We start from the raw sequence: 24,350 nt of genomic DNA on the forward strand, positions 1-24,350 counted from the left end.
ATGCGGGGAACACATTCACGTTCAGGGGGGATTAGCTCTGCCCCTGAGTCCCTGACCGCCGTCCTGGTTCCCGCCCTCTTCCTGTTCTTCTTGCGCCTCCCTCCTGCGCTATTCGCCCCGCCTTGGTCTTCCGTGGCTCGCCAGGGCGGTCGTCAGGTCGCTCGTTGGGGCGATCGCCCCTGTGACAGGCTCGCTGCTCCTGCTGAGATGGTGGGCGGACCCCGGCAGGCGGGGGCGGGAAGGAAGAGCAGCAGTGAGCAGGAGCACACGTCATCGCGAGTCCGGTCAGGCGACTGTGGAGTACGTCGGGGCTGTTCTCATCGTGGTCGCGCTGCTCCTGGCGGTGGTTATCGCCGTCTCCCCGGCAGCCCGCCAGATCGGCTGCGAGCTGGTCTCCACGGTGAGCCGGGCGGTGGGAGGCCCGGAGCTGGAGTGCGGGGAGGCCAGCACCGAGGCCGAGGAGACCCACGAGCCGGATGGGCCGTGCAAGCTCTCTGAGTCGTCACGCAGCAGAAGCGTGAGCGTGTCGGTGTTCGCGACCGCTGACGGGACCGGGACGATCACGGTGGTGGAGATGAGCGACGGGACCTACCAGGTCTCCGCCACCAACACGGCCAACATCTCTATCGGGGAGGGCAAGGGAACTGACTACGGCCTTGAGGTGACGGTTGACGGCAACACCTACGGGGGTGGTGCCAGCGCTGGTATCGGTGCGGGGCTGAAGGGGGAGGCTACCGCGACCTACACCGTCAACTCCGCTGAGGAGGCCGAGCAGCTGCGGGCCTACCTGCAGCAGGCGGAGGAGGAGCAGGCTGTCTCGGCCGTCTCTGGTGTGGGCGGTTTTCTGTACTCCGCCTACAACTACGTCACGGACAGGAACGGTGCTCGCAGCTACACCCCGCCGGAGCCGACCTCCGTCACCTACGCCGGCGGGGTGACCACGAGTGCCAGTACCAGTGCCACCGGTGGTTCCACGCACGTGGAGGCGGGCGTCAACCAGGCCAACATGCTGGGAGTCACCACCTCCCCCGGCGACGGGACGACGACCGTGTACTACAGTGCCAAGGTGGACGGCTCGGTCCAGGGGAACAACGGCGTGCCCGGTGTCAACCAGAGCGAGGGAGAGGCCTCCGGTGAGCAGGAGGCGGTCGTGGCGGTCACCTTTGACAAGGACGGGGAGCCGATCGAGACCTCGATGCAGCTGATGTACGCAGGGAACGCGGAGGCGTCGGCAACAAACCCCTTCGGCGACGACTGGACCACGGCTCCGGCCTCCGGTGGACGCATCTATGAGGCGACGATCGACCTGACCGGTCCGGACGCCGAGCAGGGCTGGGCGCTGGCCCGGGCGGTGGGGGCCGCGGGAGCGTCCTCCAACCCCATCGGGGCGCACTTCGCCCTGGCCGACTACATTGCCCAGGCGAGGGAGAACGGGACCGTCACCGCGCAGGACGTGGAGACTGAGGGACAGACCGACTTCGGGCTCAGTGCGAACTTCAAGCCGGGCGGGATCGGCTTCGGCTTCGGGTACTCTGACGAGAGCTCCTCCACCACGTACTCTAACGGCCGGTACCTGGAGGGTGACGAGTGGCTGCCGTGGGAAGGGTGCGAGTGACCATGACGACTGTGACGAGCCTGATGACGGCTGTGGCGACTATGGGGAGGCGCGCTCTGCCACGTCGGCCCAGGGGCGGCCCCCTGGCTCTCCCGCGTCGCTCGGCCCTGGCCCTGCCAGGTGCGCTGCTGGTGGCGGGCCAGGCGGGGTGCGCCCGGCAGGACGCGGAGCAGCAGGAGGGGGACCAGCAGGCGGCTGCGGCGACAGCGACCCCGGTGGAGTGGCGCAACCCCAATGAGGTGCGGCTGGAGCCGGAGTACGCGTCGCGGAATATTAAGCAGGTGACCCAGGAGGGGCAGGCCGTGACCCAGGACGGTCTCACCCTCACCGCCCCCGAGGGAACTACTGTGGAGAAGGGGGAGTCCAGCGGCGGCCAGGAGCAGACGACCATCCTCTTCCCTGACCTGGAGGGGGACCCCTCACCCGACGTCCACACCTTCTACGCCCCGGACCTGGGGCGCTCCCTGCTGGCGGAGAGCCAGTACCAGGAGATCTCCCTGCTGGCGGTCCAGCGCGGCACTAACCCGTACGTGGTCCGTAGCCGTGAGCAGTGGCCGGGTACGGAGGAGGCCTACTACATGACCTGGTACCACGTGGACACCCAGCGGGGATGGACCTCGCAGAGCCCTGGTGAGTGCGCGTCCCTGTGGATCAGTGACGGGGCTACGGGGATGTGGGCGGTGCTGGCGGTGGCCGGACCGGGGCAGCTGCTGTCCGGGTCCAGCCCGGTCATGGACACCCTTCTTAGCGCGAGGATCGGGGAGTGAGCAGATGAGCGGTGGTCGTGTCCGGTGGGGCAACGTCGTGGTGACGGGGCTCGTGGGCGTGGTCGTCTACCTGGTGGTGTTCGTGGCGCTGGCTGTGGCGCGTCCGGCCGGGGAGGCCCTGGGCCTGTTCGACGCGGGGCCGCTGAGGCCGTTCTACCTCGTTGAGGTGCTGCGTGCCGCTGTGGTGAGCCTGGTGGGGCTCGTGGCGCTGCGCAACAGGCAGGAGGGGCGCGGGCGAGGCAGGGACGGCGTCCCGGTCCCCGGCCCCTGGGACCCCGTAGGAGTGTCCGAGGGCGCCGCCCCGTCCTTCTTCCTGGTCCACGCGCTGCTCTATGCGGCGATAGCGGTCGTCGTCATCTGTGGCGGTGATCTCGTGCTGTCGGGCCTGAGTGCTGACACGCTTCTGGAGGCTGCGGCGCTGGTCGCGGGTAGTCTGCTGGCCGTCCCCCTGGTACGGGGGCTGGGAGCGCGCCGCGTGTGACCGGCGGTGTCCTCCACCCCTAGGAGACAAGAACGTCATAGGACAACAGAAAATCTTGTTGTCCTATGACGTTCTTGGTGTCATTCTTGGTGCCAGGCCTCGCGGTGCCCAGTCCCCGACTGGCTGCCCGGTGGGCCTGAGCCCGCCCCGGTCAGCCCTTGCGCGCAGCCCGCGGCCGCCCTAGCCGAGGGTGACGAAGACCTTGTCGTCAAGCATCCCCGGCTGGACCGCCAGCACGCCGTCCTGGGCCGAGTCGGAGGGCACGGCGATGGCCTCGTTCCCGGTGACGCTGCCGCCGCTGTACAGGGTGGTCAGGGTGTCGATCGCGTCCGGGGCCACGGCCAGCGTGTCGAGGGTGGTCATCGTCGTCCCGTCGGCGGAGACATAGTTGACGGTGGACATGGGAGTGCCCCCGTTCGGGTCGTCTCCCAGGTAGGTGATGGTGTAGTTGACCAGAATGTACTGGTAGCCCTCAGGAGGCGCCTCGTTGAACGGGTTCTCCGCCATCACGGTGTCGGTGGCGTCGAGTTCCACTGAGTTCACGACCACCTTCCACTCGCTGTTGCTGATCTCAGTGCCTAGGGGGAGCGGGTCCTCCCGGGTCCCGGGCTGGTCTGCTGCGGAGGAGCCCTGCTGGTCAGCGCCCGTGTCGCTGTCGGAGTCGGAGGTGGTGTCGGAGGCGGCCTCGGCGTCGGAGCCTGGGGAGGAGGTGGTCACCGGCCCGCCGTCGAGCGCCTCGCCCAGGCTGCCGGCGGCCAGCCCCAGGAACACCACCGCGCCGACAGCTGTCCCCACGATGGACAGGACAATGGCGACAATTGCCTGCCAGAGGGTCTCTCCCCTGCGGAACAGGGCCACAAGTCCGAGGACGAACGACACGGGGAGCAGCACCCAGCCGATAATGAGCGCCCCCGGGACGCAGGCAAAGATGAACCCGACGACCGCGCAGACCAGGGCAATGATTCCAATTGTATTGCGCCGCTTTTGCGCGGGCGCGTAAGGGGGTGTTCCGGGAGGGGATCCAGGGGCGCTAAAAGGTGTTCCCTGGGGTGTCCCGGAGGCAGGTTCCCCGGGTGTGCCGGGAGCCGCTGCGGGGAGGCGTTAAAAGGCGAGCCAGCAGGTGTGGGAGGGTCGGGATAGTGGTTGGGGATTGTCATGGGTACTCCTATTTCGTGTGACAGGGATGGCGTGGAGGAACGCCGCCCGCCATCGTACCCATTTTTCTCTGAGGCTCTATATTCTTGTCTATATCGTGATTTCGGGTCCTGCTATCAAAGGAGTGGCATCAGGGACAGTGGGGTGGTGTGGTGTCGTGCCAGGTGCGGTGGCTCCAGGCGTGCCGCGCCACTGCCGTCTGCGAGCTGCTGCGACCCTGCCTGGACACCCTTGGCACGCTCCGACGGGCAGGCTTAGGCCCGGGCGGCCAGAACCGGGTTGTACAGGAGCCGGTTGGGAGAGGTGGGGCACTCATGGCCGACGTCCATCGGGGCGATGCGCCCGCTAGCACGCAGGTCCTCCAGGCGCACCACCACGCGGTCGCGCAGCCGCCACGGGTCGATCGTGTTGAGGTAGATCTTGGTGCCGCCCTCGAAGCCCGCCAGGGTGGAGACCCGCCACTTCAGGGTCACGTGCCAGGGCATGGGCTGGTCGACGTCGGCGGGCTTGTGGTGCCACTCCTCGTTGCAGGGCACGTGCACGCCGGTGGCTGCGTGCAGGGCGTGGACCAGGTCGGACACGGCGTCGACCTCCTGGGTGCCCATGAGCCAGGGCTCGGTGGTGGGGGAGGTGGAGTACACCTCCAGGGTGGGGTAGCGGTGCCCGAAGCCGGCGAAGGCCACCGCGTGCTCGTTGCTGGCCACCAGCAGGCCCCGGTAGGCGGCGTAGTCCACCGCCATCTCGTTGTACAGGTTGGGGTTGGCCCGCACCCGGGTCAGCTCCAGCTCGGAGCTGACACCGCGCTCATCAATGCTCACCAGCTGCTTGTGCAGGTGGTCAAAGCTCGCTCCCGCCGGGCGCAGCCAGTTCTGGAACACCGCGACGTAGCGCACCCACCGGTTGGCCGCGTACAGGTCCCGCATGGAGTCCACCGCCAGGCGCGTGTAGGCGCGGTGCTCCTCTACGCTCAGCGTGCCTGAGCTGGCCAGGCCGGAGGTGTCCACGGCGTCGTCGGTGTAGTGGCGCCGGGCGATAATGACGTCGTGGCCCCCGGCGAAGAAGCCGATCATGTGCCGCATCCGCTCGGCGTCGCCCATCGTCTCCCACTGGGTGGTAGTACCTCCCGCCGCCCGCAGCTTGGCGCGCAGCACCCCCATGACGTGCTCGCGGCCCACCGGGTCAGCCAGGTAGGTGCCCATGCGCTCCCGGGCGGCCTCGGGGATCTCGTAGCCGTGGTTGGCGTGCCAGTAGTCGTAGGAGAGGATCTCAAAGAGGTTGGGCACGCGGCGGAACTCCGCCACGGTGTCGTCCAGCTGGGAGGCCAGAAGGGCGTCGTGCTGGACGAAGCCACCGGCGGGGTCGCGCACCACGCGCGACTTCTCCGGCGGGGTGTCCGTATAGCGCCGTGAGCAGAAGGCGCAGGCCCGGGTGCGGTCGGCGTCGGTGAGAGGACGGACCTTGTCCACCGGCTGGGAGATCGGACGATTGCCCCGGCCGGGTACTGTCCACACCTGCGTGCCGGTGAAGGGGCTGATCTGCTTGACGGTGCCGTCGGCCATGCGGGTCAGGGGCTCGGGTGCGGGGGAGTACGGCGTCAGCATGGGCACCATTGTGACGCCTCGGACCGACGGGGGCAGGTCGGCCGCTCTCTGTGGTGGGGTTGTATGGAGCTGCACATCTTCAGGGTCTGGTTTGGTGGTGTGGGGCGGGTGGGTTGGCGGGATTGCGCGGCTGGTGGCTGGTCTGGTGGGCTGGGCGGCCGGTCTGGTGGGGTGAAGATGTGCAGCCCGCCAGTCCCGCCGGCCCCGCCAGCCAGCCGGTGGCCGCAGCGTGGTCCAGAGGGCCTGTGCAGCCCCTGGCCCTGGGCGGGGATGTGCTCAGGAGGTAACCACTGTCGGGACGATGACGGCAGTTATGAGCGCAGCGTCGACCGCCTCAACGGCGCGCGACACGGCGTCCCCGGCCGGGTCCCCCTTGGCCAGCTCGGTGATCCTGCGCTTGAGGTCCCGCCCGCTCATGCCGGTGTGCTGGCGGGGCAGGACCGTTGACGTGTGGCCCAGGCCCTGGAGGACAGCCAGCAGCGTGCGGTCGGCCTGGGTGGGGACTACCTGGCCGTGCAGCACGGCGTAGAGGCGCTGGCGCAGAGCCTGCTCCGGTCCGGGGTTGAGTGTGGGGTAGATGGTCTGCATCCCCAGGAAGCCTCCCTTGGCCACTGAGATGGTGCCGGCCGAGGCCAGTGAGCTCACAATGCCGGGGCGAGGGTCAAGCCGTGTCCACGACATGAGGGAGGACACCCGCTTGCCGTCCTTGGCGGGCAGGGCCGCCAGGGCGTGGTCCATGGCAGGGTGGCCGGTGGGCGTGGTGTCCAGGAGGCGGAAGCGGGGATCCGTGCCCCCTTCGACCGTGAGCCGCTGGTGGAGGGCGAGGTCAGCCAGGAGGGCACCTCGCAGCCCGTAGTCTTCGTTTCCTCCCCACACCTCGGGGGTCCCGGAGTCCTTGGTCAGCAGCAGGAACAGCTCTTCGCAGATCAGCATGAGCCCAGCCTATGGAGGGCGGGGAGGACAGTGCTCGCCCAGAAGGAGGGTTGTGCGCGCGCCCGTCCTCCTCCGGCGGGAGGAGTGAAGGAAGCGTGGTACGGCGGCTGGTCCCTTGGGTGTCAGCGGTCTCGAACATCTCGGCCACGGCCCGGGCGCAGTCCCGGCGAGACGCAGCCCTGTCAGGCCCCTGTCAGGACGGCCTCGGGTTGTTGATGACGGCCTCGAACAGGGCCACCCCGGTGGTCAGGTCCCGCAGGCGCATGACGTAGGGGCGATCCACACGGAACTCGGTGGTCGGTCCCAGGTCGGGTACGGCGCTCACCCCGACATCGACCTCGCTGGCCCCTGCGGCCACGGTCCCGTCCTCGCGCACAATGAGCCGCACCTGCTGGCGGTAGGCGTTGACCCCGAGCCCTGGGCCGATGCGTCCCATCGGGGCGATGTCGGCCCCCAGCCCCTCCAGCACCGGCATGATGTCCACACCACTGTCACCGGTCTCCAGGTCGATGCGCGGCATCACCAGGCTCACCTCGGGGTGGAGCCCCTCCTCCTCCGCCTCGTCCAGGAGGGCGGAGGCCTGGGACCACGTCTCCTTCGGCAGGTCACCCGGGAGAGTGCCCTTCTGTGGCAGCACCACGTCCAGGGCGAAGTCCTGGGAGTAGGGTACGCGCAGCACCTTCCAGGTCACCGGCTCGTCCTCTCCCTCAGTCCTGCCCCCAGTCTTCCCCTCGGTGCACGCCATGGTGCTGGTCTGGCGCATCATCGGGACGCTGGTCACGGATCCGTCAGCGCAGGTGAAGTCCTCGTCCCGGGTCTCGGACTCGTCGAACAGCTCGCGCCACCGTGCGGCGAACAGCACCACGTTCTGTAGTGCGACCTTGAGGTTCACCGTCACCTCCAGCGCGGAGGAGTCAATAAGCCCCGCCGTGTTCTTGCTGACCCACTGATCCAGGATGTCCTGGGCGGCGGCGGCATCCGCGCGCCGCAGGTCCGTGGTGAACCAGCGGTGGACCTCGTCGACGAACTCCTGGCTCACCTCGGTGGGCTCGTCGTGGTCGACGATGAGGAGCTGGTCGGCCACGTGTACCAGCGGCTCCTCCGGGGCCTCGTCACCGGGGTCGAAGCCGGAGACGTCGCCGTCGTCAGTGTCGTGTGCCAGCAGGCAGCTGCGGATCGCCGACCAGGTGGTGCTGCGTTCCTTCTCGCTGTCAGCACCCAGGAGGGTGTTGAGCCCCTGGGCGTCGGGGTCCGTCGCCCCCAGCGAGGCCGTGGCCAGGCTCAGGGCCAGGGACACCGGGCTGGCCAGGGCGTTGGCGTGGGCATCGTCATCCAGCTGGGTGGCCAGGAGGGCGGCTCCCAGGGTGTCGCAGGCGGTGACCGCGGCCTTCAGGTCCGGGGCATCGGTGAGGCTGAGCTCGGTGCGCGCCACCTTGCTGGTCAGCTCGGTACCCCGGATGCCGCCCAGGGATCCGCACCCGGCCAGGCCCGCGACCGCCGCCAGGAGCAGCGCTCCCCGGCGGCTCAGCCCGTGCGGGAACCCGCCCGAGGACGACGGCGCCCCGCAGGCGAGCCCGGGGCGGCCAGCCGCAGTGGGCTGGCCAGCGGGGTCCGTTGGATCTACTGGGCGCCTCGGGTGGGCAGAGTCTGCCGGGCGGGCAGGGACAGGAGTCATGTCACGATTCTGCAAGAGCCGAGTGGCTGCTGGAGCGAGACCTTCTGGTCTGGGCGCTGACGAGCGGAGCAGTGAGCGGGCCGGACGTGCCCGGGCACGGCCTCACCCGATCCCCGACACCAGCCTGGAGATGCGCTTGAGGCTCACCTTCCGGGCGGTGCCCAGGGTCTGGGCGAACAGGCTGACCCGCAGCTCCTCGACCATCCAGCGGGCCTCCTCCAGCACCGCCTGACGCTGCGGGTCCGCGGGCAGGGACGCCGCCCGGGTGCGGGCCTGCTCCACGACGTCCAAGGCCTGGCTCACCTGGAAGGCCAGGGCCGCGTCCTGGGAGGCGGCCGAGGGCGAGGACGCCGCCCGCTCCACCCGCATCGCCAGCGCCTTCAGGTAACGGGGCAGGTGGGCCAGCTGGCTGGCTGGGGTGGCGGTGACGAACCTGTCACCGGTCAGCCCGGCCGCCTGGCTGCGCACCTCCTGCAGCGTGGACAGCAGCGACAGGGAGGTGTGCCGCGCCACTACCCGCTCCACCTCCTGGGCCGCGCTCACAGCCTGCGCCACCTGCGAGGCCACCCGGTGGACCTCGTCCTCCAGCTCCTCGCGCGCCACGGCGACCAGCCGCTCAAACACCGCCCGCTCGTGCACCTGGGCCAGCGGCGTCCCCGAGGACTCCTCCCAGCGCCCGGCTACCAGACGTGCCGCCGCCAGCTGGACGTCGGCCACGAGGGCCTCGGTGGAGGGGTAGGGGCTGGCGGCCAGGACCAGGGACTGGGTGGCGTCCCACCGGCTGGTCACCCGCCCGGTGGGCAGTGCCGTGCGCGCCAGGGCCAGGGCGGTGACCCCGGCGCCGTGGGCGCCCGCCTGCGCGGCGGCGTCGGGCAGGACCCGCAGGTCTGCGGCTCGGTGTCCGCGCGCTACCAGCGCCGGGTACCCACGCACCACCAGGCCCGCCCGGCCGGTGGACTCCACCGTGCCCGGGATCGTCGAGGCCTGCGGCCCCTCCAGCCCGGGCACGCCCTGCGGCCAGTCCGTGAGCCCCTCACGCTCGGCCAGTCCCGAGGTCAGGGGGTCGGCTGCTGGCGCGAGGGTGGTGGCTAGTGGGCTCGCGGGACCGGTCGCTACGGCAGCCTCAGTGGTGGCAGTCGAGGTGCTGGCATCAGAGGCAGAGGTTGCTGTGGATTCAGTGGCTGCGGTGCCAGGCCCCAGGGCCGTCTGCGCGCCAGCGGTCCCCGGTCGCCAGCACCCCGACGACCACGCCCCTTCCGGGGGCGCCCAGAGCCCCGGGCGCCCCGGGCACCTTTGGCCCCTCCGGAGCCCGGGCCCGCCCCGGCGCGCTGACGGGCGCGGGCCTCGGCCATGGCCTGGGCCACCGCCCCGCGCACCACGGAGCGCACTGCCGCCTCGGTGCTTCTGGACAGCTCCTTCTGCAGGGCCACCAGGTCCTTGCCCTGCCCCAGGACCTCGTCGCGGTCGTCCAGCACCACGAAGGTCATGCGCAGGTGGTCGGGCAGCCGCTCGTGCGCCTCCTGCCAGTCGTCCCGGGTAAGAGCGACCTCCCGCAGGTCGGCGACGACCTCGGTAAACGCCTCCTGGAAGGACGTCCCCGGCGCGCTGGCACCCTCCGGTGCCGGGAACCGGCGGGACACCTCAGCCCACACCTGGGCACCGACGTCCGGGGCGGGCACCAGCTGTCGGCGCACCCGCTTGGGCAGGGCGCGGATCGTGGCTACGCACAGCTCGGGCCGCAGCCCCGGGACCAGCCAGTCGAATCCCTGCGGCCCCAGCCGCCCCAGGACCTCCACCGGCACCTGCACGCTGACCCCGTCGGCCTCGCTACCGGGGTCGAAGGCGTAGTCCAGGGGCAGCGTCAGGTCATCCTGGACCCAGGTGTCGGGGTAGCCGGACATGTCATGGTCGTCCCGATCGCCGGGCAGCAGCAGCTCGCGGGTGAAGTCCAGCAGGTCCGGTTCCAGGCGCCGCTGGTCCTTCCACCAGGCGTCGAAGGCCGCTGCTGAGGTCACCTCCTGTGGCACGCGCTCGTCGTAGAAGTCGTAGAGCACCTCGTCGTCGGCCAGTAGCCCGTGGACACGGCGCCGCTGCTCCAGCCCGCGCAGGTCCTCGACCAGCTCCCGGTTGCGCTCCACGAAGGCGTGGCGGGCGTGCCAGCCGCCCTCCACCAGGCCGCAGCGCAGGAACATCTCCCGGGCCAGCTCCCGGGCCTGCCGGGTTCCCACCGAGACCAGGGTGGCCGGACGGTCGGCTGCCAGGGTCATCCCGTAAAGCATGGTGCGCTGGTGGACCATGGCCGCGCCACGCCGGGTGGACCAGTACGCATCCCCGTAGACCCGGCGCAGCAGCCCGGCACGGTCGGCGGCCTCCTCCACCCAGTCGGGCTCCACCCTGGCCACGGTGCGGGCGAACAACCGGGAGGTCTCCACCAGCTCGGCGGTCATGACCCAGTCGTAGGTCTTGCGCCGCAGCCCGGAGCCGGGCCAGATGGTGAAGCGGGTGCCCCGGGCGCCGGAGTACTCCCGACGGCGCTCGTCCCACCCGCCCACGTTGGACAGCAGCCCCACTAGCAGCGAGCGGTGGACAGCCTCGGCGTCGGGGGTGTCCGCGCTGCGACCCAGGGCGACCACGGCGGCAGCCACGTCCCCGTGGGGCGCCTGGGAGCCGTGGTGTCCACGCTCCAGCGCGTCCCCCGCCGCCCGGATCGCCGTGGGCGTAGGCAGCTCCACGGGGGCGGCGTCCAGCCCCAGGGGACGGGCCAGCTGGCGCAGCTGGGCGTGGACGTCCTGCCACTCGCGCACCCGCAGGTAGTGGAGGAACTCGGCGCGGCACATGCGGCGGAAGGCTGAGCCGGACAGCTCGCGTGCCTGGGTGCGCAGGTAGCGCCACAGGTTGAGGTAGGTGAGGAAGTCGCTGGTGGGGTCGGCGAAGCGCCGGTGCGCGGCGTCGGAGGCCTCCTGCTTGTCCGCCGGGCGCTCGCGGACGTCCTGGATGGACAGGGCGGCCACGATGACCATGACCTCCCCGGCGCACCCGCGCTCCCCGGCCTCCAGGAGCATGCGGCCCAGGCGAGGGTCGATAGGCAGGCGGGCCAGGCGGCGCCCCACCGAGGTCAGCCGGGGGCCCTGGGCCGCATCGGAGGCAGGGACAGCGCCCCTGCCGCTGCCGGGTGCGTGAGGAGGGGCAGTGCGCCTGCGGGCGCTCTCGCCCGCGTCGTCGGGTACGACGGCCCCGATCTCGGTGAGCAGCTGGAGGCCGTCGCGGACCTGCCTGGGGTCAGGGGCGTCGAGGAAGGGGAAGTCCTGGACCGAGCCCAGTCCCAGGGCCGCCATCTGCAGGATGACGCTGGCCAGGGAGGTGCGTAGGATCTCCGGCTCGGTGTAGCGCGGGCGGGCGTCGTAGTCCTCGCGGGAGTACAGGCGCACGGCGATGCCGTCGGCCAGGCGCCCGCACCTGCCTGAGCGCTGGTCGGCGCTGGCCTGGCTGACCGGCTCGATGGGCAGGCGCTGTACCTTGGTGCGGTTGGAGTAGCGGGAGATGCGGGCCACGCCCGGGTCGACGACGTAGCGGATGCCGGGGACGGTCAGGGAGGTCTCGGCCACGTTGGTGGCCAGGACGACCCGCTGGCAGGAGTGGGCCTCGAAGACCCGGTGCTGCTCGGCCGCGCTCAGGCGGGAGTACAGGGGGACGACCTCCACGGCCCCGGGCGTGCGGGCCCGCCCGTCGGGGGTGTAGCGCGGACCCAGGTGGTCGATGAGGGCCGCCTCGGTGTCGCGGATGTCGCGCTCCCCGGCCAGGAACACCAGGATGTCGCCCGGGGGCTCAGCCATGAGCTCGTCAACGGCGTCGAGGATCCCGGTGACCTGGTCGCGGTCCTCCTCCCGGGTACGCTGACCGCCTCCGGAGCGGGCAGCGCGCGAGCCGGGGCGACCTCCTCCCCGGGAGCCGGTGCCGCCCACCCGGCCCTGACCGGGCGACGAGGAGCGCACTGCCTCTCGGTGAGCGCGGGCGGCGGCCCGCACGGCCGGGTCCGGGGAGGTCAGGGCGTCCAGCTCGGCCTCGGTCAGCTCTCCCGGCCCCGCAGTAGGTGTCCCGCGCGGGGCGTGGGTCCCGGCAGGGGCGGGGGAGGCCCCGGCGAGGTCCCCGGAGCCCCCGGTACCCGAGGCATTCTCAGGCACGGAGTCGTGGTCCTCGGTCACGCCCTCGGTCACGTCCTCGGCTGTCAGGGGGCGGTAGCGGACCTCGACCGGGTAGGTGCGCCCCGACACCTCAATGACCGGGACGCGCTCCGTGGCTGACTGGTTGCCTGACTGGCTGTCCCTGCCCCTGTCTGAGCGTCCGTCCGTGGTCGGCTGGCTGCCTGCTCCGGTGGCGTCGGTGGTGCTGGTGTCGGCGGTGCCGCTGGAGCCGGGGCGCGTGGTGGTCACGGGCAGGTAGCGGGCGAAGTGCTGGGCGAAGCGTGCGGAGTCGATGGTGGCGGAGGTGATGATGACCTTGAGGGCGGGGCGGCTGGGCAGCAGCCGGGCCAGGTAGCCCAGGATGAAGTCGATGTTGAGGCTGCGCTCGTGGGCCTCGTCCACGATGATGGTGTCGTAGCGCTCCAGCATGGGGTCGGACTGGATCTCCGCCAGGAGGATGCCGTCGGTCATGAGCTTGACCAGGGTGGTGGGACCGGTCTCCTCGGTGAATCGGACCTGGTAGCCGACCACGCCGTCACGTCCAATGGGTGTGCTCAGCTCGGTGGCGATCCGCTCGGCCACAGAGCGGGCGGCGATGCGGCGCGGCTGGGTGTGGCCGATCATCCCGGTCACGCCCCGGCCCAGCTCCAGGCAGATCTTGGGCAGCTGGGTGGTCTTGCCCGAGCCGGTCTCCCCGGCGACGACGACGACCTGGTGGTCGCGCACGGCTGCGGCAATCTCCTTGCGGCGGGCGCTGACCGGCAGCTCCTCAGGGTAGACGAGGGCGGGGACGCTGGCGGCGCGCGCGGCGAGCTGGTCGGGGGTGAAGCCTGGCCAGGGGCGGTGGGGGCCGGAGGACCTGGCGGAGCCGCGCCCGCGGCGGCGGCCTGACCTGTTCGGGCGGCCAGGCCTGCGGCCCGGCTGTCCGGCGCCTGGCTGCCCGACGGCTCCGCTGCCCGGTCGGTCACCATGGCCCCGTGGCTGTGCTGTCTCCTGAGCCTGCCGACCAGTCCGGCCCTGCCGACCCGGTGCCGTGCGGTGCGGCGTGTCCTCTCCCTGTGCCATAGGAGGCCATTGTCGCTCACTCACGGCTCGTGTGTTGTCAGCCGGGGTCTCCCACCGAGTCAGGCGAGACCCCATTTTTCATGAATGTTTCTCGTGTTGTCAGTGTGGTGGCTGAGGTTCTCAGTGAGCTGCAGTGAGCTCGTCAGTGTAGAAAGTGAGGCCCTCAGTGGATTACAGTGAGGCCGTCAGTGTAGAAAGTGAGGCCCTCAGTGGACGACAGTGAGGCCGTCAGTGTAGAAAGTGAGGCCCTCAGTGGACGACACTGAGCCTGTGACTGATGAGGAGCTGACTGAGCGGGTCGCCCAGGTGCGGGCGCACGGCAGCGATGACGCCCGCACCGAGGTCAAGTCGGCCGCTGGCGGGCTGCCCAAGAGCCTGTGGGAGACGGTGTCGGCCTTCGCGAACACTGACGGTGGCACCATCATCCTCGGTCTGGACGAGCGCGAGGGCTTCGCACCCGCTGAGGGGTTTGACGCGGACAGGATCATGGACGCGCTCGTGGCAGGCCTGCAGCAGGACCCGAAGGTCAGGCCGGTCCAGGAAGGGGCGTATCGCATTGAGCGCGCTGTTGTCGACGGTGCCCCCGTTGTCGTCCTGGAGGTGGACTCCCTGCGTGAGTATCCTGGTGCCCACCTGCCCTGCCACGTTGTCGCCCGGGGGGTCGCGCAGGGGAGCTACAAGCGGGTGGATGACCAGGACCGGCGCCTGACCACCTACGAGATCTACATGCTCCAGACCTCCCGCCAGCCGCAGGGGACCGACCGGGCGGTCGTCCCCGGTGCTGCCCTTGAAGACCTGTCACCAGAGCTGGTGCAGCGCATGCTGGCTCGGCTCCGGGCCACCGGCTCCCACGCGCTGGACGGCCTGGCGGGTGACGACGTCCGGGGCGCCCTGAGACGCCTGGGCGCGCTGGGCGTCGACGACGCCCCGACCCTGGCCGGGTTCCTCTGCCTGGCCACCTACCCCCAGCAGCGCCTTTCGAAGTTGACGGTTGACGTCGCCGTCCACCCTGAGACCACCAAGTCGCACCGTGGCGACATCAGGTTCGTGGACCGCAGGACCTGTGACGGGCACCTTCCCGTGGCGGTTGAGGACGCGGTCAACGCCGTGGCGCGCCACCTGGGGCGCAGTCGCCGGGTAGAGGGCATGGCCGGGGTGGACGTCCTGGAGATCCCCGAGGAGGTGCTGCGGGAGGCGATCACCAACGCGGTCACCCACCGCGACTACAGCCGGGACGCCCTGGGGCGCCAGGTCGCCGTTGACGTCTACCCCGACCGGGTAGAGGTCATCAGCCCAGGTGGCTTCTACGGGACCCGGACCGCGCAGAACGTCGGAGAAGGACGTTCCGACTCCCGTAACCCGGACCTGGCCCGCCTGCTCACGCTGGTGCCTCGCGCAGACGGTGCCGGGGTGCTGTGCGAGAACCAGGGCTCCGGAGTACCGCGCATGATCGCGGCCATGCGTGACAGCGGCCTTCCGGCCCCCGACTACTCCGGGTCCGACCTGGGTCAGGTGGTGGTCCGGCTCAGCCGGTTCGGGCTGCTTGACGAAAAGGTAGCCGCCTGGCTGGACACGCTGCCTGGCGCGCCCTTCTCCAGCCGCGAGAAGGCCGCCCTGGCCCTGGCCCGCCGTGACGGGCACGTGAGCGTCACGGACCTGCGCGGCACTCTTGGACATGACTCTGACGACGCCCGCCAGCTGCTGGCTGCCCTGGCGAAGAGAGGGTCCCTTGCCGGCCTGGGGGACGGCCCCTACGTTGTGGCGCCCGGCGACCAGGAGGCCGTACCCGGCTACACGTCCCCGGGGGATGCCTCCCACCCGGCGGCCGTTGACCGGGAGGCAGAGGAGGCCGGCACGCCCAGGGTGACCGGCGTGCGAGCCGAGGTCCTGTCCCTGCTTGACGCGGACCAGCCCAGGACCGTCCACGACCTTGCCCAGCAGACCGGCAAGACCCCGGGGACGCTCAGACCCGTGCTCAGGAAGCTCGTGGCTGACGGGCACGCCGTGGCCACTGCCCCGCCGACCAGCCGCAGGCGCGCCTACCTGCGTGCCGGGGGTATGACCTGACGCGGTCGGGTATGACGCCAGCCGCTGGTCTGGTGCCTGCGGCTGGCAGCCTGCGCCCCAGGAGCGAACGGCACGCTCACCTTTCTCCGTGCTTATGCGGATCAGCGGAATGACACCGTTTCGCCAGACTGGGTGGAAGGGCCTGGAAGGCTCCCATGTGCAACGAGATCCTTGATGCACATGGGAGTGCCGTACGTCGGTCACACCCTAGGCCGAGATCCGCGGAATCGCGCGGTCCTCGTCTCTTGTCCGAAAAGGTGAGCGTGCAACCGGTCCCGCGGCCAGCCCCCACTGGCCCGCGATCGCACCGCCAGGCGGGCGTGTCAAAGACCTCAGCTGGTGAGCCTCGGGTCGCTGCCGTCCAGGACGGTGCCGAAGTCGCAGTCCTCCTCAACGCGACGGTGGCAGGCGGCGGCGGTCCCGGCGTCAAGGCCGAAGCCCCCTGGGCGCCCGGTCCCACGTGCCGCGCGCCACCTGCGCCACCCGGGTCACCAGGCGCAGGACCTCGCCCCGGGCCAGCCCCCAGTCCATGTCAAGCAGTTGCTCCAGGCTGCGCCCGGCCGAGCGCGAAGCCGTGCTCCAGCCACTCTGACGCGTAGGAGAACTGTCGTATCCGGGCTGAGACCAGCAGGTCCAGGGACCCGACGCGCCGGATTGCTCCGTCCTCCCCGGTCCGGCAGACCTCCAGGTGCTCCACGCTTCCTTCGGTTCCTCCTGTCGGAGCAGGCCGTGGCGGGTCATGGCGCTGGGGCCGACGCACCTTGCGGCCGGGGACCGGCCTACACCACCTCCAGCACTGTCTGGACAAGCTCGTCGTAGGAGGTGGACGCGGCCAGCCGGGTCACCACCTCCTTGTCGAGGAGGGCGTGGACCAGGTTGTCGAACACGTCGCCGAAGGTGGTGCGACTGTCCTCGGACAGGCACAGCAGGGCGACCAGCCTCACGGGGGTCCCGTCCCAGTCCACGGGCTGACGTGCCAGGCACACCATGACGGCGGACCTGGCCGCCGTCATCTCGATGGTGTGGGGGAGGGCCGCCCCGGAGGCAAAGGCCGTGCTTGACAGCCGCTCACGCTCCATGACCTGCTCCAGGAACCCCTCGCCCGCCGCCGCACGGGAGACCAGGGCCTGTGCCATGACCGGAAGCACGTCGTCTCGCTGGCCCCCGCCCTCGACCCGCAGAAACAGGCTCGGGTCCATGACAGCAGCCAGCCAGGAGGCCACCTCAAGGCGCCTGCGCCCAGCAGCGACGTCGGCGACCGCGGAGCGGACCCGCTCCAGGTCCTCATGAGAGGGCAGGACCCCGGTGCGTACCACGGCGGGCCTGGGCTGGCGTCGTCGGGGGCGTGCCGAAAGCCGGGAGAACGGTCGGGCCGTGCCAGCGACAACCACCAGGTCGGTGCCTCTTCCGCGCACGGTCCTGGACGCCCCGACCGGCCACCCGGCCCCGGAGCCGTCGTTCCCGGCGTCGGTACTGCCGGCACCTGCCTCGTCTGCCCCGTCCACCTCATCCAGGTCAGCCACCACTCGTCCCACCCTGCCTCTGCCTGCCAGAACCCCCTCCACCGCCTGGCGGAAGACGTCCCCGGCGTCGTAGTAGCGGGGGAGGACCAGCGTGACATCCACCTGGTCGTCATGCTCGTGCATGGACAGCAGTCGTCCGCCCACGTGGAAGGCGAGGAACCCGATCTCGTCCTCAGCCACCTCCACCCCTGTACTGCGCTCAACCTGCTGGGCGATGAACACGGCGAGCTCGTGGACCAGCGGGTGGGTGTTCTTCACCGACTGCCCGGCAGGGACCGGGACCGCCGTGTGCTGGCAGGCGCGGTCGACCAGGCGGCGCACGTGCAGGGCGAGGAAGGAGATGAACCGCTCGTCGCTGAGGTCGATGAGGTAGTTGTCATTGACCCTGCTCACGATGTCGGAGACGAGCCTGACGTAGCGGGGCTCCAGGAACGCCTGCACCTCAGGCCGGGGGCGCCCCTCGGGGTGGGCGGGTGCCGCCTTCTCCAGGAGGAGCAGAGCCAGGTAGGTGATCTCCTGGTCGGGCAGGTGAATGCCGAACTGCTCCTCCACGAGCGTGGCCACCGCCTGGGACATGGGGCGCAGCACCGCCTGGCCGCTGGCACCGGACAGCCAGGTGATCGTGTGGCCGGCGCGTACGCGCTCCACCATGACGGCGATGTGGGCCACGAGCTCGTCGGCCGTGCGGTCGTTGACCACCAGGTCGACGTCGCCCAGCACCGAGATCATCCGCTGTCTCAGACCGGGCAGGGTGGGCTCGTCCAGCTGGCGGGCCACTTCCTCAACGTCGATGACCTGACGGCGGCTGGCCGCCGCCTTGGTGAGGAGGCCGCGCATGAGGCGGCGCTGGGCTACCTCCTCGCCCTCCATGCGCACCGTCTCACCGGTGCGGGTGATGCGCAGGCCGGAGTGGGCCAGGAGCACCCGGGCGCGGGTCAGGTCGGACTCGATGGTGGACTCCGAGACGCAGAGCTCCTCCGCCAGCCCGAACACGCTGAGGCCGCTACTGGTGGTCATGAGCAGACGCAGCAGGTGGGCGAGCCGCTCGACGGGCCCGTCACCTGGACGGGGGGCGCGCCGCCCCGTGGCTCCCGCGCGCTCCCAGGCCTCGGTGTCCAGGCTGTAGCCCGCTCTGGTGGAGGTCACGACGTTGCCGTAGCGGCGGTTGGCGGCAGAGACGTAGTTGCGCACGGTGCGTGTGGACACACCTAGGCGGCGCGCGATCCGGGCCGCAGGCACGCGGAGGCCGGGAGAGTCCTCCAGGATGGGGATGATGTCGTTGAACCGTGCCACGGGCCTCGCTACCCCCTCAGCTGCTCCTCCACCCAGGCCAGCACAGCCGGGTAGCTCACGGCATCAAGGTCGCTGACATCGACCTCCAGCGTCTGCCCGAGCGTGAAGGAGGAGTAGCCGCGCTCGGCACAGCGGCGGGCTAGTTCTTCCCGGGACACCAGCGCGTCGGCCTCGGTCCGGTCGAACAGGACCTGCCCCGGACGGTAGGAGGTCAGCAGATGGCCCGGATGCCGGGAGGTCTCTAGGTCGCGGTGCCGTTGGCGCTCGTAGAGGACGTCGGTGTCGGCCACGAGACGTACGGTCAGGGGGGTGAACCCGTGCTGGCAGCACAGGCGTGACAGCAGGTCGTGCTGCCTGGTGCTGAAAGGGTAGTCGGAGACCACCACACGGCTGTGGCCCATGGCCGCCCCCAGAGCCCGCTCGTACTCCTTCAGCGCCTCCCGGTCCAGCAAGGCCTTCTCCTGCGGCCCGGAGAAGCCTAGGCGGTCCCACAGGCCCTCCTTGACCTGGTCCAGCGACACCTGCTGGCAGCGCTCGCCCGGGGCCAGGACATGGTCCTCCAGGTGGCGCAGGACCAGGCGGGCCATCCAGCTCTTGCCGGTGCCCGGGGGGCCTGCCACGAGGATAAGCGTGCCCCCGGCCTGGCTGGCCTCACTGCGGCTCACGGGTCTCACCCAGGAACAGGCTGATCTTGCGGGCGACGATATCGCGGACGACGTCGTTGCACGGCTCGATGTTGCGGCGAAGGGAGGTGCTGACCTCGGTGGCTGCGAACTGCTCCTGGGCCTGGCGGGTCCAGCCCACGAGGAGCTCGGTGCCGACGTTGAACTTGCGCACCCCGTTGGCGCTTAGGGAGGGGTAGTCGGCCTCGTCCACGCCGGTACCGCCGTGGATGACCAGGGGGAGGTCCACAGCCTGGTGGATCCGGGAGAGAAGGTCGAGGTCGATGTCGGTGGTGGAGCGGAACTGGCCGTGACTGGTGCCGATGCTCACGGCCAGGGCGTCGGCGTCCACCTGCTCCAGGAACCACACGGCCTCCTGGGGCTGGGTGCGCAGGCCCCCGGTGCTGCTCACCCCCTCCTCGGTCCCGCCGATGGTGCCGATCTCTACCTCCACGGAGACGCCGCGGCTGCGGGCGTAGTCGATGACGCGGCGCGAGGTGGCCACGTTGCGGCTCACGGCCATGAGGGAGCCGTCGAACATGACCGAGGAGTAGCCCGCCTCCACGGCGTCGCGGATATCGGTCAGGCTGGTGGCGTGATCGAGGTGGAGGGCGACGTCGACGACCTCGTCCTCCGCCATGGAGCGGCATACGGCCACCAGGTTGCGCATGCCGACGTACCGGGCGGTGCCCGGAGAGGTCTGGACGATGACCGGGGCGCCGAGGTCGCGGGCTGCCCGGATGATAGGTGGCACCATCTCCAGGCTGTGGGCGTTGAACGCGCCGACCATATAGCCCACGGCGGCCGCCTCGGCCAGCATCGGGGTCATGGATACGTACATGGGGGTCCTTTCACGAGGGTCTCAGGTACGACGGCTCCCTGCGGGCTGCTTCCCGGGTGGGAGCCGCCTGCCACCTGCTGACGGTGCCGGGCGGCGCTCTCACCGATGCGCGGTCAGTGCCGGGCTGGTGCCGGGTCAGTACTGTGAGCGCATGACGCGCTTGGACAGGGCCGTCAGGTCGTCGAGCCTGGAGCTCCAGTGCCGGACGCCGTCGTCGTCCTTGGCAGCGGCGGCCTGACGGAGCATGTTGTTGTACAGGGTGAGCAGCCCGCGGTAGGCGGGGCCGAACTGCTCGTGCAAGGCCATGGAGGCCTCGTAGTGGGCGATAGCAGCCTCGGTGTCCCCCAGCTCGGCGCAGGCGGCACCCAGTTCGTTGAGGACGGTGACGCGCTGGTCGGTCCCGCCGGTGCCGACTGCCTGGGCCGGTCCTGTCGGCACCTGGCCCTGCCCGGCCGGTGCCTGGGACAGGGCACTTGTCTCCGGTGCTGGGCCGACTCCTGCCCCACCCAGCGCCACCAGCTGGTCGGTCAGCGAGGCGATGGTGGTTCGCAGCTCGGCCTCGCGCTGTGGTGGGACCGGCAGCGACGGGGCTGCTGCGGCACTGGCGGCGCTGGTGGCGTTGGCGGCGTTGGCGGCGCTGGTAGCGCTGGCAGCACTGCCTTCTTCACCGGGCGTCACGGCTCCGTGGTTCTCCAGGCTCCCACGGCTCCCGCGGCCCTTGCGCCCCCACGACCTCTTTCCCAGTCTCATGGCCTCCTCCTCTCAGAAGGCCCGCATGATCGGGCCGATGACGTAGGCGAAGACCAGCCCCGCCGTGATGGTGTCGACGTCGGTGGCGGACAGGTTGGGGAAGCCCAGGTTGAGGAAGGTGGTCACCAGGAGGGCGGGCAGGAGGGTGATGAACAGCCCGTGGACGACCCCGCCCACTAGCGCCCCTCGCCTGCCGCCCACCGCGTTGCCGAAGATCCCCGCCGTGCCTCCGGCGAAGAAGTTGGTGAGCATGCCCGGCACGATGACGGCGAAGCCGAGGGCGGGCAGGGCGAGCATGGCGATGACGGTGCCCAGGGTCGTAGTGATGAAGCCGACCACGACAGCGTTGGGTGCGTAGGGGAACAGGACCGGGCAGTCCAGAGCCGGCCGGGAGTCAGGCACCAGCCTCATGGAGATGCCCCGGAAGGCGGGGACAATCTCTCCCAGCAGGAGGCGCACCCCGGCCATGAGGACGTAGACGCCCACGACGAACTGCACCGCCTGGATGAAGGCGTGCACCATGTGGTTCATGTCCCCGGTTTGGTCGGCCACGGGATCCGCCCCGGCGAAGGCGGCGGTGACAAGGTAGAGCGGCACCATAACCACCGCCAGGGACATGTAGGTGTCCTGGAGGAACTCCAGGGAGCGGGGTAGCGTGACCTCCTCGGTGGAGGGCTGTCTGTCTGTGCCCCGCCTGCGCACCAGCCAGGCTACCCCGGCCTCGACCAGGTAGCCGATGGTGCAGAAGTGCCCCAGGGCGATGGCGTCGTTGCCGGTGATCCTGCGCACGATCGGCTGGGCGGCGGCGGGCATGCCCACGGCGAAGACCCCACCCACCAGGCTGGCTGCGGCGATGAGCCAGGCTCCGTGCAGCCCGGCAGCGTGTCCCAGGACCACGGTCATGGTGGCCATCCACAGTAGGGCCTGCCCGGTGAGGAAGATGTACTTCCACGGGGTGAGGCGGGCCAGGAGGATGTTGACCACGAAGATCCCCAGGAAGGTCAGGGCGATCTGGCCGCCCAGCTGGAGGTTGTTGGTGGCGTAGCCGTTAACCGCTTCGATGCTGGGCACCACGCCGGTCATGTTGAAGGCTGCCTGGAACACGGTACCGAAGTAGGTCAGGGTGTCCACCAGGATCGCCGAGCCGGCGGCCAGGACGTAGAAGCCCAGAAGGGTCTTGAAGGTGCCGACGACGGTGGCACCTACGCCCTTGCCCTGAAGGACCAGGCCGAGCATCGCGATGAGGGCGATGACGATCCCGGCCTGGGTCAAGATGTTGGAGATGACCCAGCCCAGGGCGCTCATGGCTGGGGCTCCTGGGTCATGGAGGGCGAGGTGGCCGACGTGCTGGTCTCGGGAAGAGCCGCCCCAGGCCCGCTACCCGGTGACGTGCGAGCGTCCTGGTCACGGTGTCCGTCCCGCAACCCTGTGACAAACGCTGTGACGACAGGGACGAGCCGGTCGCGGATCTCCTCCTTGTCCACGACGTTGTGAAGGAACACGAGGGTGATCGAGGGGTCAGGACCGTGCTTGTCGATCATAGGCCGGAAGTTCTCCGCCGAGACGATGATGTCGGCCTGGATACCGGGCAGGGCGGAGATCCCGTCGTGGTGGAGGCTGGCGGGCAGGTCGGCCTGGCGGAGGACCTCCTCGGCCTCCATCTGGCAGGCGAGGCTGGAGCCTAGGCCGGCCCCGCAGACGAAGTAGATGTCGGGCTTCCTGGGTGTGTCGGCCGTGCGGGCGGAACGTGCCATGTCAGGTACTCCTTTGTCGGTGGCTGCCGGTGTCTGTCGGTGACGTGGTGGATGCGCCGTGCCCGTGGCGGAGTGCCCGCTGGAGCTCGGTGACGGTTCTCGCTGCAACCAGGAGCCTCAGCCGTGTGACGTCGGTGACCAGGGACACGAACTGCTGCAGGGCGGCCAGGTGGGAGGCGCTGTCTACAGCCGCCAGACAGAACACGAGGGACACCGGGTCGTTGTCCTCATGGCCGAAGGTCACAGGGTCTGACAGGGTGAGCAGGCTCATGGCCTGTCGGTAGACCTCGCCGTCGGGGCGCGCGTGGGCCAGGGCTGTGTGGGGAGCCAGGACGATATAGGGGCCGTACGTCTCCACGGAGCGGATCATGGAGCGGACGTAGGCACGTGAGACGGAGCCGTCGGACACCAGTGGCTCGGCGGCGAGCGTGATGGCCTGGCGCCAGTCGTTGACCCGCTGGCGGATGACGACACGGTCGTCGGTGATGAGGTCGGTCAGTGCACTGTCCATGGCTTGGCTCCATGACGCGGACAGAGGCCGTGCCCGGTGATTGTGCTCGGCAGCATGTGCTCGGCTCCTGGCCCGCGTGGCTCGTGGTTGATGCACTGCGAGTATCCGCGCCCGCGTCTGAGGCGGGCCAGCACGTCTCCTTCCGCCTCAGGGCGTGCAGGCGGAAGATGGGCGGGACCGGCTGGTCCAGGGACCTGGCAGGCAGCAGCCGCGAGACCATGGCCGCTGCGCGTGCTCCTCTCGCTGCCCGGACTTTCTCACGAGCTCTGGTTGAATGTCGTGCATGAGTCGTTACCTTCATGGCCTGGGATGGGGTGTGGTCGCGCTCGCGGCAGCCGTGGCGCTGGTGAGCCTGCGTCCTCCTCTGACCATGCAGCCCTTTGTCGCCCAGGTCGTGGCGCTGCGCACCTTCATGACGCTCGGGTGGGGGCTCCTGGGCCTCCTCCTGCTGGCCACCTCTGTCCTGCGACGCAGGCTGGCCCGGTCCCGGGCTGGGCGTGCGTCCTCCTCGTCGCGTGCCGGACTGCGCACCGGTGCCCTCGGGCTGGTCCTTGTCCTCGTCGCCCTCGCCCACGGTGGCGTCCTCCTAGGGCGCGGCATGTCCCTGGGACCTCTTGAAACCTCTGATACCTCCTCGGACACCCCCTCGGACAAGGCTGCTTTCACCGTCATGTCCCTTAACACCGAGAGGGAGGACGCGCCCGTCCAGGCCGTGGCCGAGACCGCCCGGGCCGTGCAGGCCGACGTCGTCGTCCTGCCGGAGACGACAGCCGCCTACGGCGAGGAGCTGGCAGGGCTGCTGCGGGGCGCGGCTGGGGAGCTGACGGTCTACACCGCAGTCAGCCCGCCCTACGGGTGGAACGACGAGGACGGCGACGGTGCCGACGACGACTCCGGGGCGCATCACGGCATCGACCCGGTGCGCGCTACGACGGTCCTCGTCTCCGAGCGCCTGGGGGGCTACCGGCAGACGGAGGGGGTGGCGGGTGCGGGGCGCGGAATGGTCGTGCTGGAGCCCGTGGACGGGTCAGGGCCTGTCATCACCGGGGTGCACACCTACCCGCCGGTGCCGGGGCTCATGGGGGAGTGGAGGTCCTCGCTGACCACGGTGGCTGGCCTGTGCCAGGACCCGCCCGAGGGGCTGGTCATGGTCGGTGACTTCAACGCCACCCGCGACCACGCCCTGCTGCGTGACCTGCACGCCTGCGCGAGCGCGGGGGAGCAGGCGGGTGTCGGTGGCCTGGCGACCTGGCCCACCCACACCGGGACCAGGCTCCTGGGGGCAACCATTGACCACGTCCTCGTGGACGCCTCCGCCTGGGTGGGGCAGTCAGGCGAGGTCCTCACGCTGCCCCAGACGGACCACCGGGCAGTGGTGGTCCGTCTGGGCAAGGCCTAGACACGGGTAAGGCCGAGACGACGATGACAGGGCGGGGCTGACAGGGCGGGAGCCAGGGCCACCCGGGGTCCGCAGGG

General features: G+C 70.4%; 19 protein-coding genes. 5 read left to right on the forward strand and 14 right to left on the reverse strand.

The features are described from left to right. The first annotated feature begins 253 nt into the window (after positions 1–253). Genes D5R93_RS01330 through D5R93_RS01340 form a run of 3 tightly spaced genes read left to right on the forward strand, consistent with a single transcriptional unit; the run spans position 254 to position 2,863 of the window. Positions 254–1,615 (forward strand): hypothetical protein, encoded by a 1,362-nt coding sequence (locus tag D5R93_RS01330; protein ID WP_162933757.1) that lies wholly within the window; start codon positions 254–256, stop codon positions 1,613–1,615. Positions 1,616–1,617: 2 nt separating this feature from the next. Continuing rightward, positions 1,618–2,382, forward strand: coding sequence for a hypothetical protein (locus D5R93_RS01335; protein WP_162933758.1), 765 nt, complete (start codon positions 1,618–1,620; stop codon positions 2,380–2,382). 4 nt (positions 2,383–2,386) lie between these two features. Continuing rightward, positions 2,387–2,863 (forward strand): hypothetical protein, encoded by a 477-nt coding sequence (locus tag D5R93_RS01340; protein ID WP_119836230.1) that lies wholly within the window; start codon positions 2,387–2,389, stop codon positions 2,861–2,863. Positions 2,864–3,043: 180 nt separating this feature from the next. On the opposite strand, the gene D5R93_RS01345 is transcribed toward D5R93_RS01340, so the two are convergent. From D5R93_RS01345 to D5R93_RS01370, 6 genes are all read right to left on the reverse strand, one after another. Continuing rightward, positions 3,044–3,754, reverse strand: coding sequence for a DUF4352 domain-containing protein (locus tag D5R93_RS01345; RefSeq protein WP_243106870.1), 711 nt, complete (start codon positions 3,752–3,754; stop codon positions 3,044–3,046). A gap of 518 nt (positions 3,755–4,272) precedes the next feature. After that, the gene (locus tag D5R93_RS01350; RefSeq protein ID WP_120203343.1) at positions 4,273–5,619 is read right to left on the reverse strand and encodes a DUF4921 family protein; all 1,347 of its coding nucleotides are present in this window, start codon (positions 5,617–5,619) and stop codon (positions 4,273–4,275) included. Between the two features lie 276 nt (positions 5,620–5,895). Next, entirely contained in the window at positions 5,896–6,552 is a 657-nt protein-coding gene (locus tag D5R93_RS01355; protein WP_120203346.1) for a GOLPH3/VPS74 family protein, read from the reverse strand. 193 nt (positions 6,553–6,745) lie between these two features. After that, the gene (locus tag D5R93_RS01360) at positions 6,746–8,227 is read right to left on the reverse strand and encodes a serpin family protein (RefSeq protein WP_120203348.1); all 1,482 of its coding nucleotides are present in this window, start codon (positions 8,225–8,227) and stop codon (positions 6,746–6,748) included. 102 nt (positions 8,228–8,329) lie between these two features. Continuing rightward, a complete protein-coding gene (locus tag D5R93_RS01365; protein WP_243107007.1) occupies positions 8,330–9,427 on the reverse strand; it encodes a DUF3418 domain-containing protein in 1,098 nt (365 codons plus the stop codon). Continuing rightward, positions 9,340–13,473, reverse strand: a complete 4,134-nt coding sequence (locus tag D5R93_RS01370) for a DUF3418 domain-containing protein (protein ID WP_243106871.1) — start codon at positions 13,471–13,473, stop codon at positions 9,340–9,342. Before D5R93_RS01370 ends, D5R93_RS01365 begins: the two co-directional genes overlap by 88 nt. A gap of 270 nt (positions 13,474–13,743) precedes the next feature. Between D5R93_RS01370 and D5R93_RS01380 the strand changes: the two genes are divergently transcribed. Beyond that, entirely contained in the window at positions 13,744–15,540 is a 1,797-nt protein-coding gene (locus D5R93_RS01380; RefSeq protein WP_120205700.1) for an ATP-binding protein, read from the forward strand. A 532-nt stretch (positions 15,541–16,072) separates the two neighbouring features. Here the strand turns inward: D5R93_RS01380 and D5R93_RS13015 are convergent. The 8 genes from D5R93_RS13015 to D5R93_RS01415 all read right to left on the reverse strand — a co-directional run bounded on the left by D5R93_RS13015 (position 16,073) and on the right by D5R93_RS01415 (position 22,874). Then, a complete protein-coding gene (locus D5R93_RS13015) occupies positions 16,073–16,237 on the reverse strand; it encodes a hypothetical protein (RefSeq protein ID WP_162933759.1) in 165 nt (54 codons plus the stop codon). Between the two features lie 82 nt (positions 16,238–16,319). Next, positions 16,320–18,356, reverse strand: coding sequence for a BglG family transcription antiterminator (locus D5R93_RS01385; protein WP_120203350.1), 2,037 nt, complete (start codon positions 18,354–18,356; stop codon positions 16,320–16,322). Positions 18,357–18,364: 8 nt separating this feature from the next. Continuing rightward, a complete protein-coding gene (locus D5R93_RS01390; RefSeq protein ID WP_120203353.1) occupies positions 18,365–19,021 on the reverse strand; it encodes an AAA family ATPase in 657 nt (218 codons plus the stop codon). Continuing rightward, positions 19,008–19,859, reverse strand: coding sequence for a class II fructose-bisphosphate aldolase (locus D5R93_RS01395; protein ID WP_119836236.1), 852 nt, complete (start codon positions 19,857–19,859; stop codon positions 19,008–19,010). The genes D5R93_RS01390 and D5R93_RS01395 overlap by 14 nt, the downstream gene beginning before the upstream one ends. Before the next feature lie 135 nt (positions 19,860–19,994). Then, complete coding sequence (locus tag D5R93_RS01400; protein WP_120203355.1) at positions 19,995–20,609, reverse strand: tetratricopeptide repeat protein; 615 nt, start codon at positions 20,607–20,609, stop codon at positions 19,995–19,997. Positions 20,610–20,621: 12 nt separating this feature from the next. Then, a complete protein-coding gene (locus D5R93_RS01405) occupies positions 20,622–21,914 on the reverse strand; it encodes a PTS ascorbate transporter subunit IIC (protein ID WP_119836238.1) in 1,293 nt (430 codons plus the stop codon). Further along, entirely contained in the window at positions 21,911–22,363 is a 453-nt protein-coding gene (locus D5R93_RS01410) for a PTS sugar transporter subunit IIB (RefSeq protein WP_119836239.1), read from the reverse strand. Before D5R93_RS01410 ends, D5R93_RS01405 begins: the two co-directional genes overlap by 4 nt. Before the next feature lies 1 nt (position 22,364). Continuing rightward, positions 22,365–22,874, reverse strand: a complete 510-nt coding sequence (locus D5R93_RS01415; RefSeq protein ID WP_119836240.1) for a PTS sugar transporter subunit IIA — start codon at positions 22,872–22,874, stop codon at positions 22,365–22,367. Between the two features lie 283 nt (positions 22,875–23,157). Between D5R93_RS01415 and D5R93_RS01420 the strand changes: the two genes are divergently transcribed. Beyond that, entirely contained in the window at positions 23,158–24,273 is a 1,116-nt protein-coding gene (locus D5R93_RS01420; RefSeq protein WP_162933760.1) for an endonuclease/exonuclease/phosphatase family protein, read from the forward strand. Positions 24,274–24,350: the final 77 nt, after the last annotated feature.

The sequence above is a fragment of the Actinomyces lilanjuaniae genome, assembly GCF_003606385.1.
GTDB lineage: Bacteria > Actinomycetota > Actinomycetes > Actinomycetales > Actinomycetaceae > Actinomyces > Actinomyces lilanjuaniae.

Bases quoted from the DNA above. Each gene is read 5' to 3' on its own strand.
- D5R93_RS01335 (WP_162933758.1), top strand. From the start codon at position 1,618: ATGACGACTGTGACGAGCCTGATGACGGCTGTGGCGACTATGGGGAGG.
- D5R93_RS01340 (WP_119836230.1), top strand. From the start codon at position 2,387: ATGAGCGGTGGTCGTGTCCGGTGGGGCAACGTCGTGGTGACGGGGCTC.
- D5R93_RS01350 (WP_120203343.1), bottom strand. From the start codon at position 5,619: ATGCTGACGCCGTACTCCCCCGCACCCGAGCCCCTGACCCGCATGGCC.
- D5R93_RS01355 (WP_120203346.1), bottom strand. From the start codon at position 6,552: ATGCTGATCTGCGAAGAGCTGTTCCTGCTGCTGACCAAGGACTCCGGG.
- D5R93_RS01360 (WP_120203348.1), bottom strand. From the start codon at position 8,227: ATGACTCCTGTCCCTGCCCGCCCGGCAGACTCTGCCCACCCGAGGCGC.
- D5R93_RS01370 (WP_243106871.1), bottom strand. From the start codon at position 13,473: ATGGCACAGGGAGAGGACACGCCGCACCGCACGGCACCGGGTCGGCAG.
- D5R93_RS01395 (WP_119836236.1), bottom strand. From the start codon at position 19,859: ATGTACGTATCCATGACCCCGATGCTGGCCGAGGCGGCCGCCGTGGGC.
- D5R93_RS01400 (WP_120203355.1), bottom strand. From the start codon at position 20,609: ATGAGACTGGGAAAGAGGTCGTGGGGGCGCAAGGGCCGCGGGAGCCGT.
- D5R93_RS01405 (WP_119836238.1), bottom strand. From the start codon at position 21,914: ATGAGCGCCCTGGGCTGGGTCATCTCCAACATCTTGACCCAGGCCGGG.
- D5R93_RS01410 (WP_119836239.1), bottom strand. From the start codon at position 22,363: ATGGCACGTTCCGCCCGCACGGCCGACACACCCAGGAAGCCCGACATC.
- D5R93_RS01415 (WP_119836240.1), bottom strand. From the start codon at position 22,874: ATGGACAGTGCACTGACCGACCTCATCACCGACGACCGTGTCGTCATC.
- D5R93_RS01420 (WP_162933760.1), top strand. From the start codon at position 23,158: ATGAGTCGTTACCTTCATGGCCTGGGATGGGGTGTGGTCGCGCTCGCG.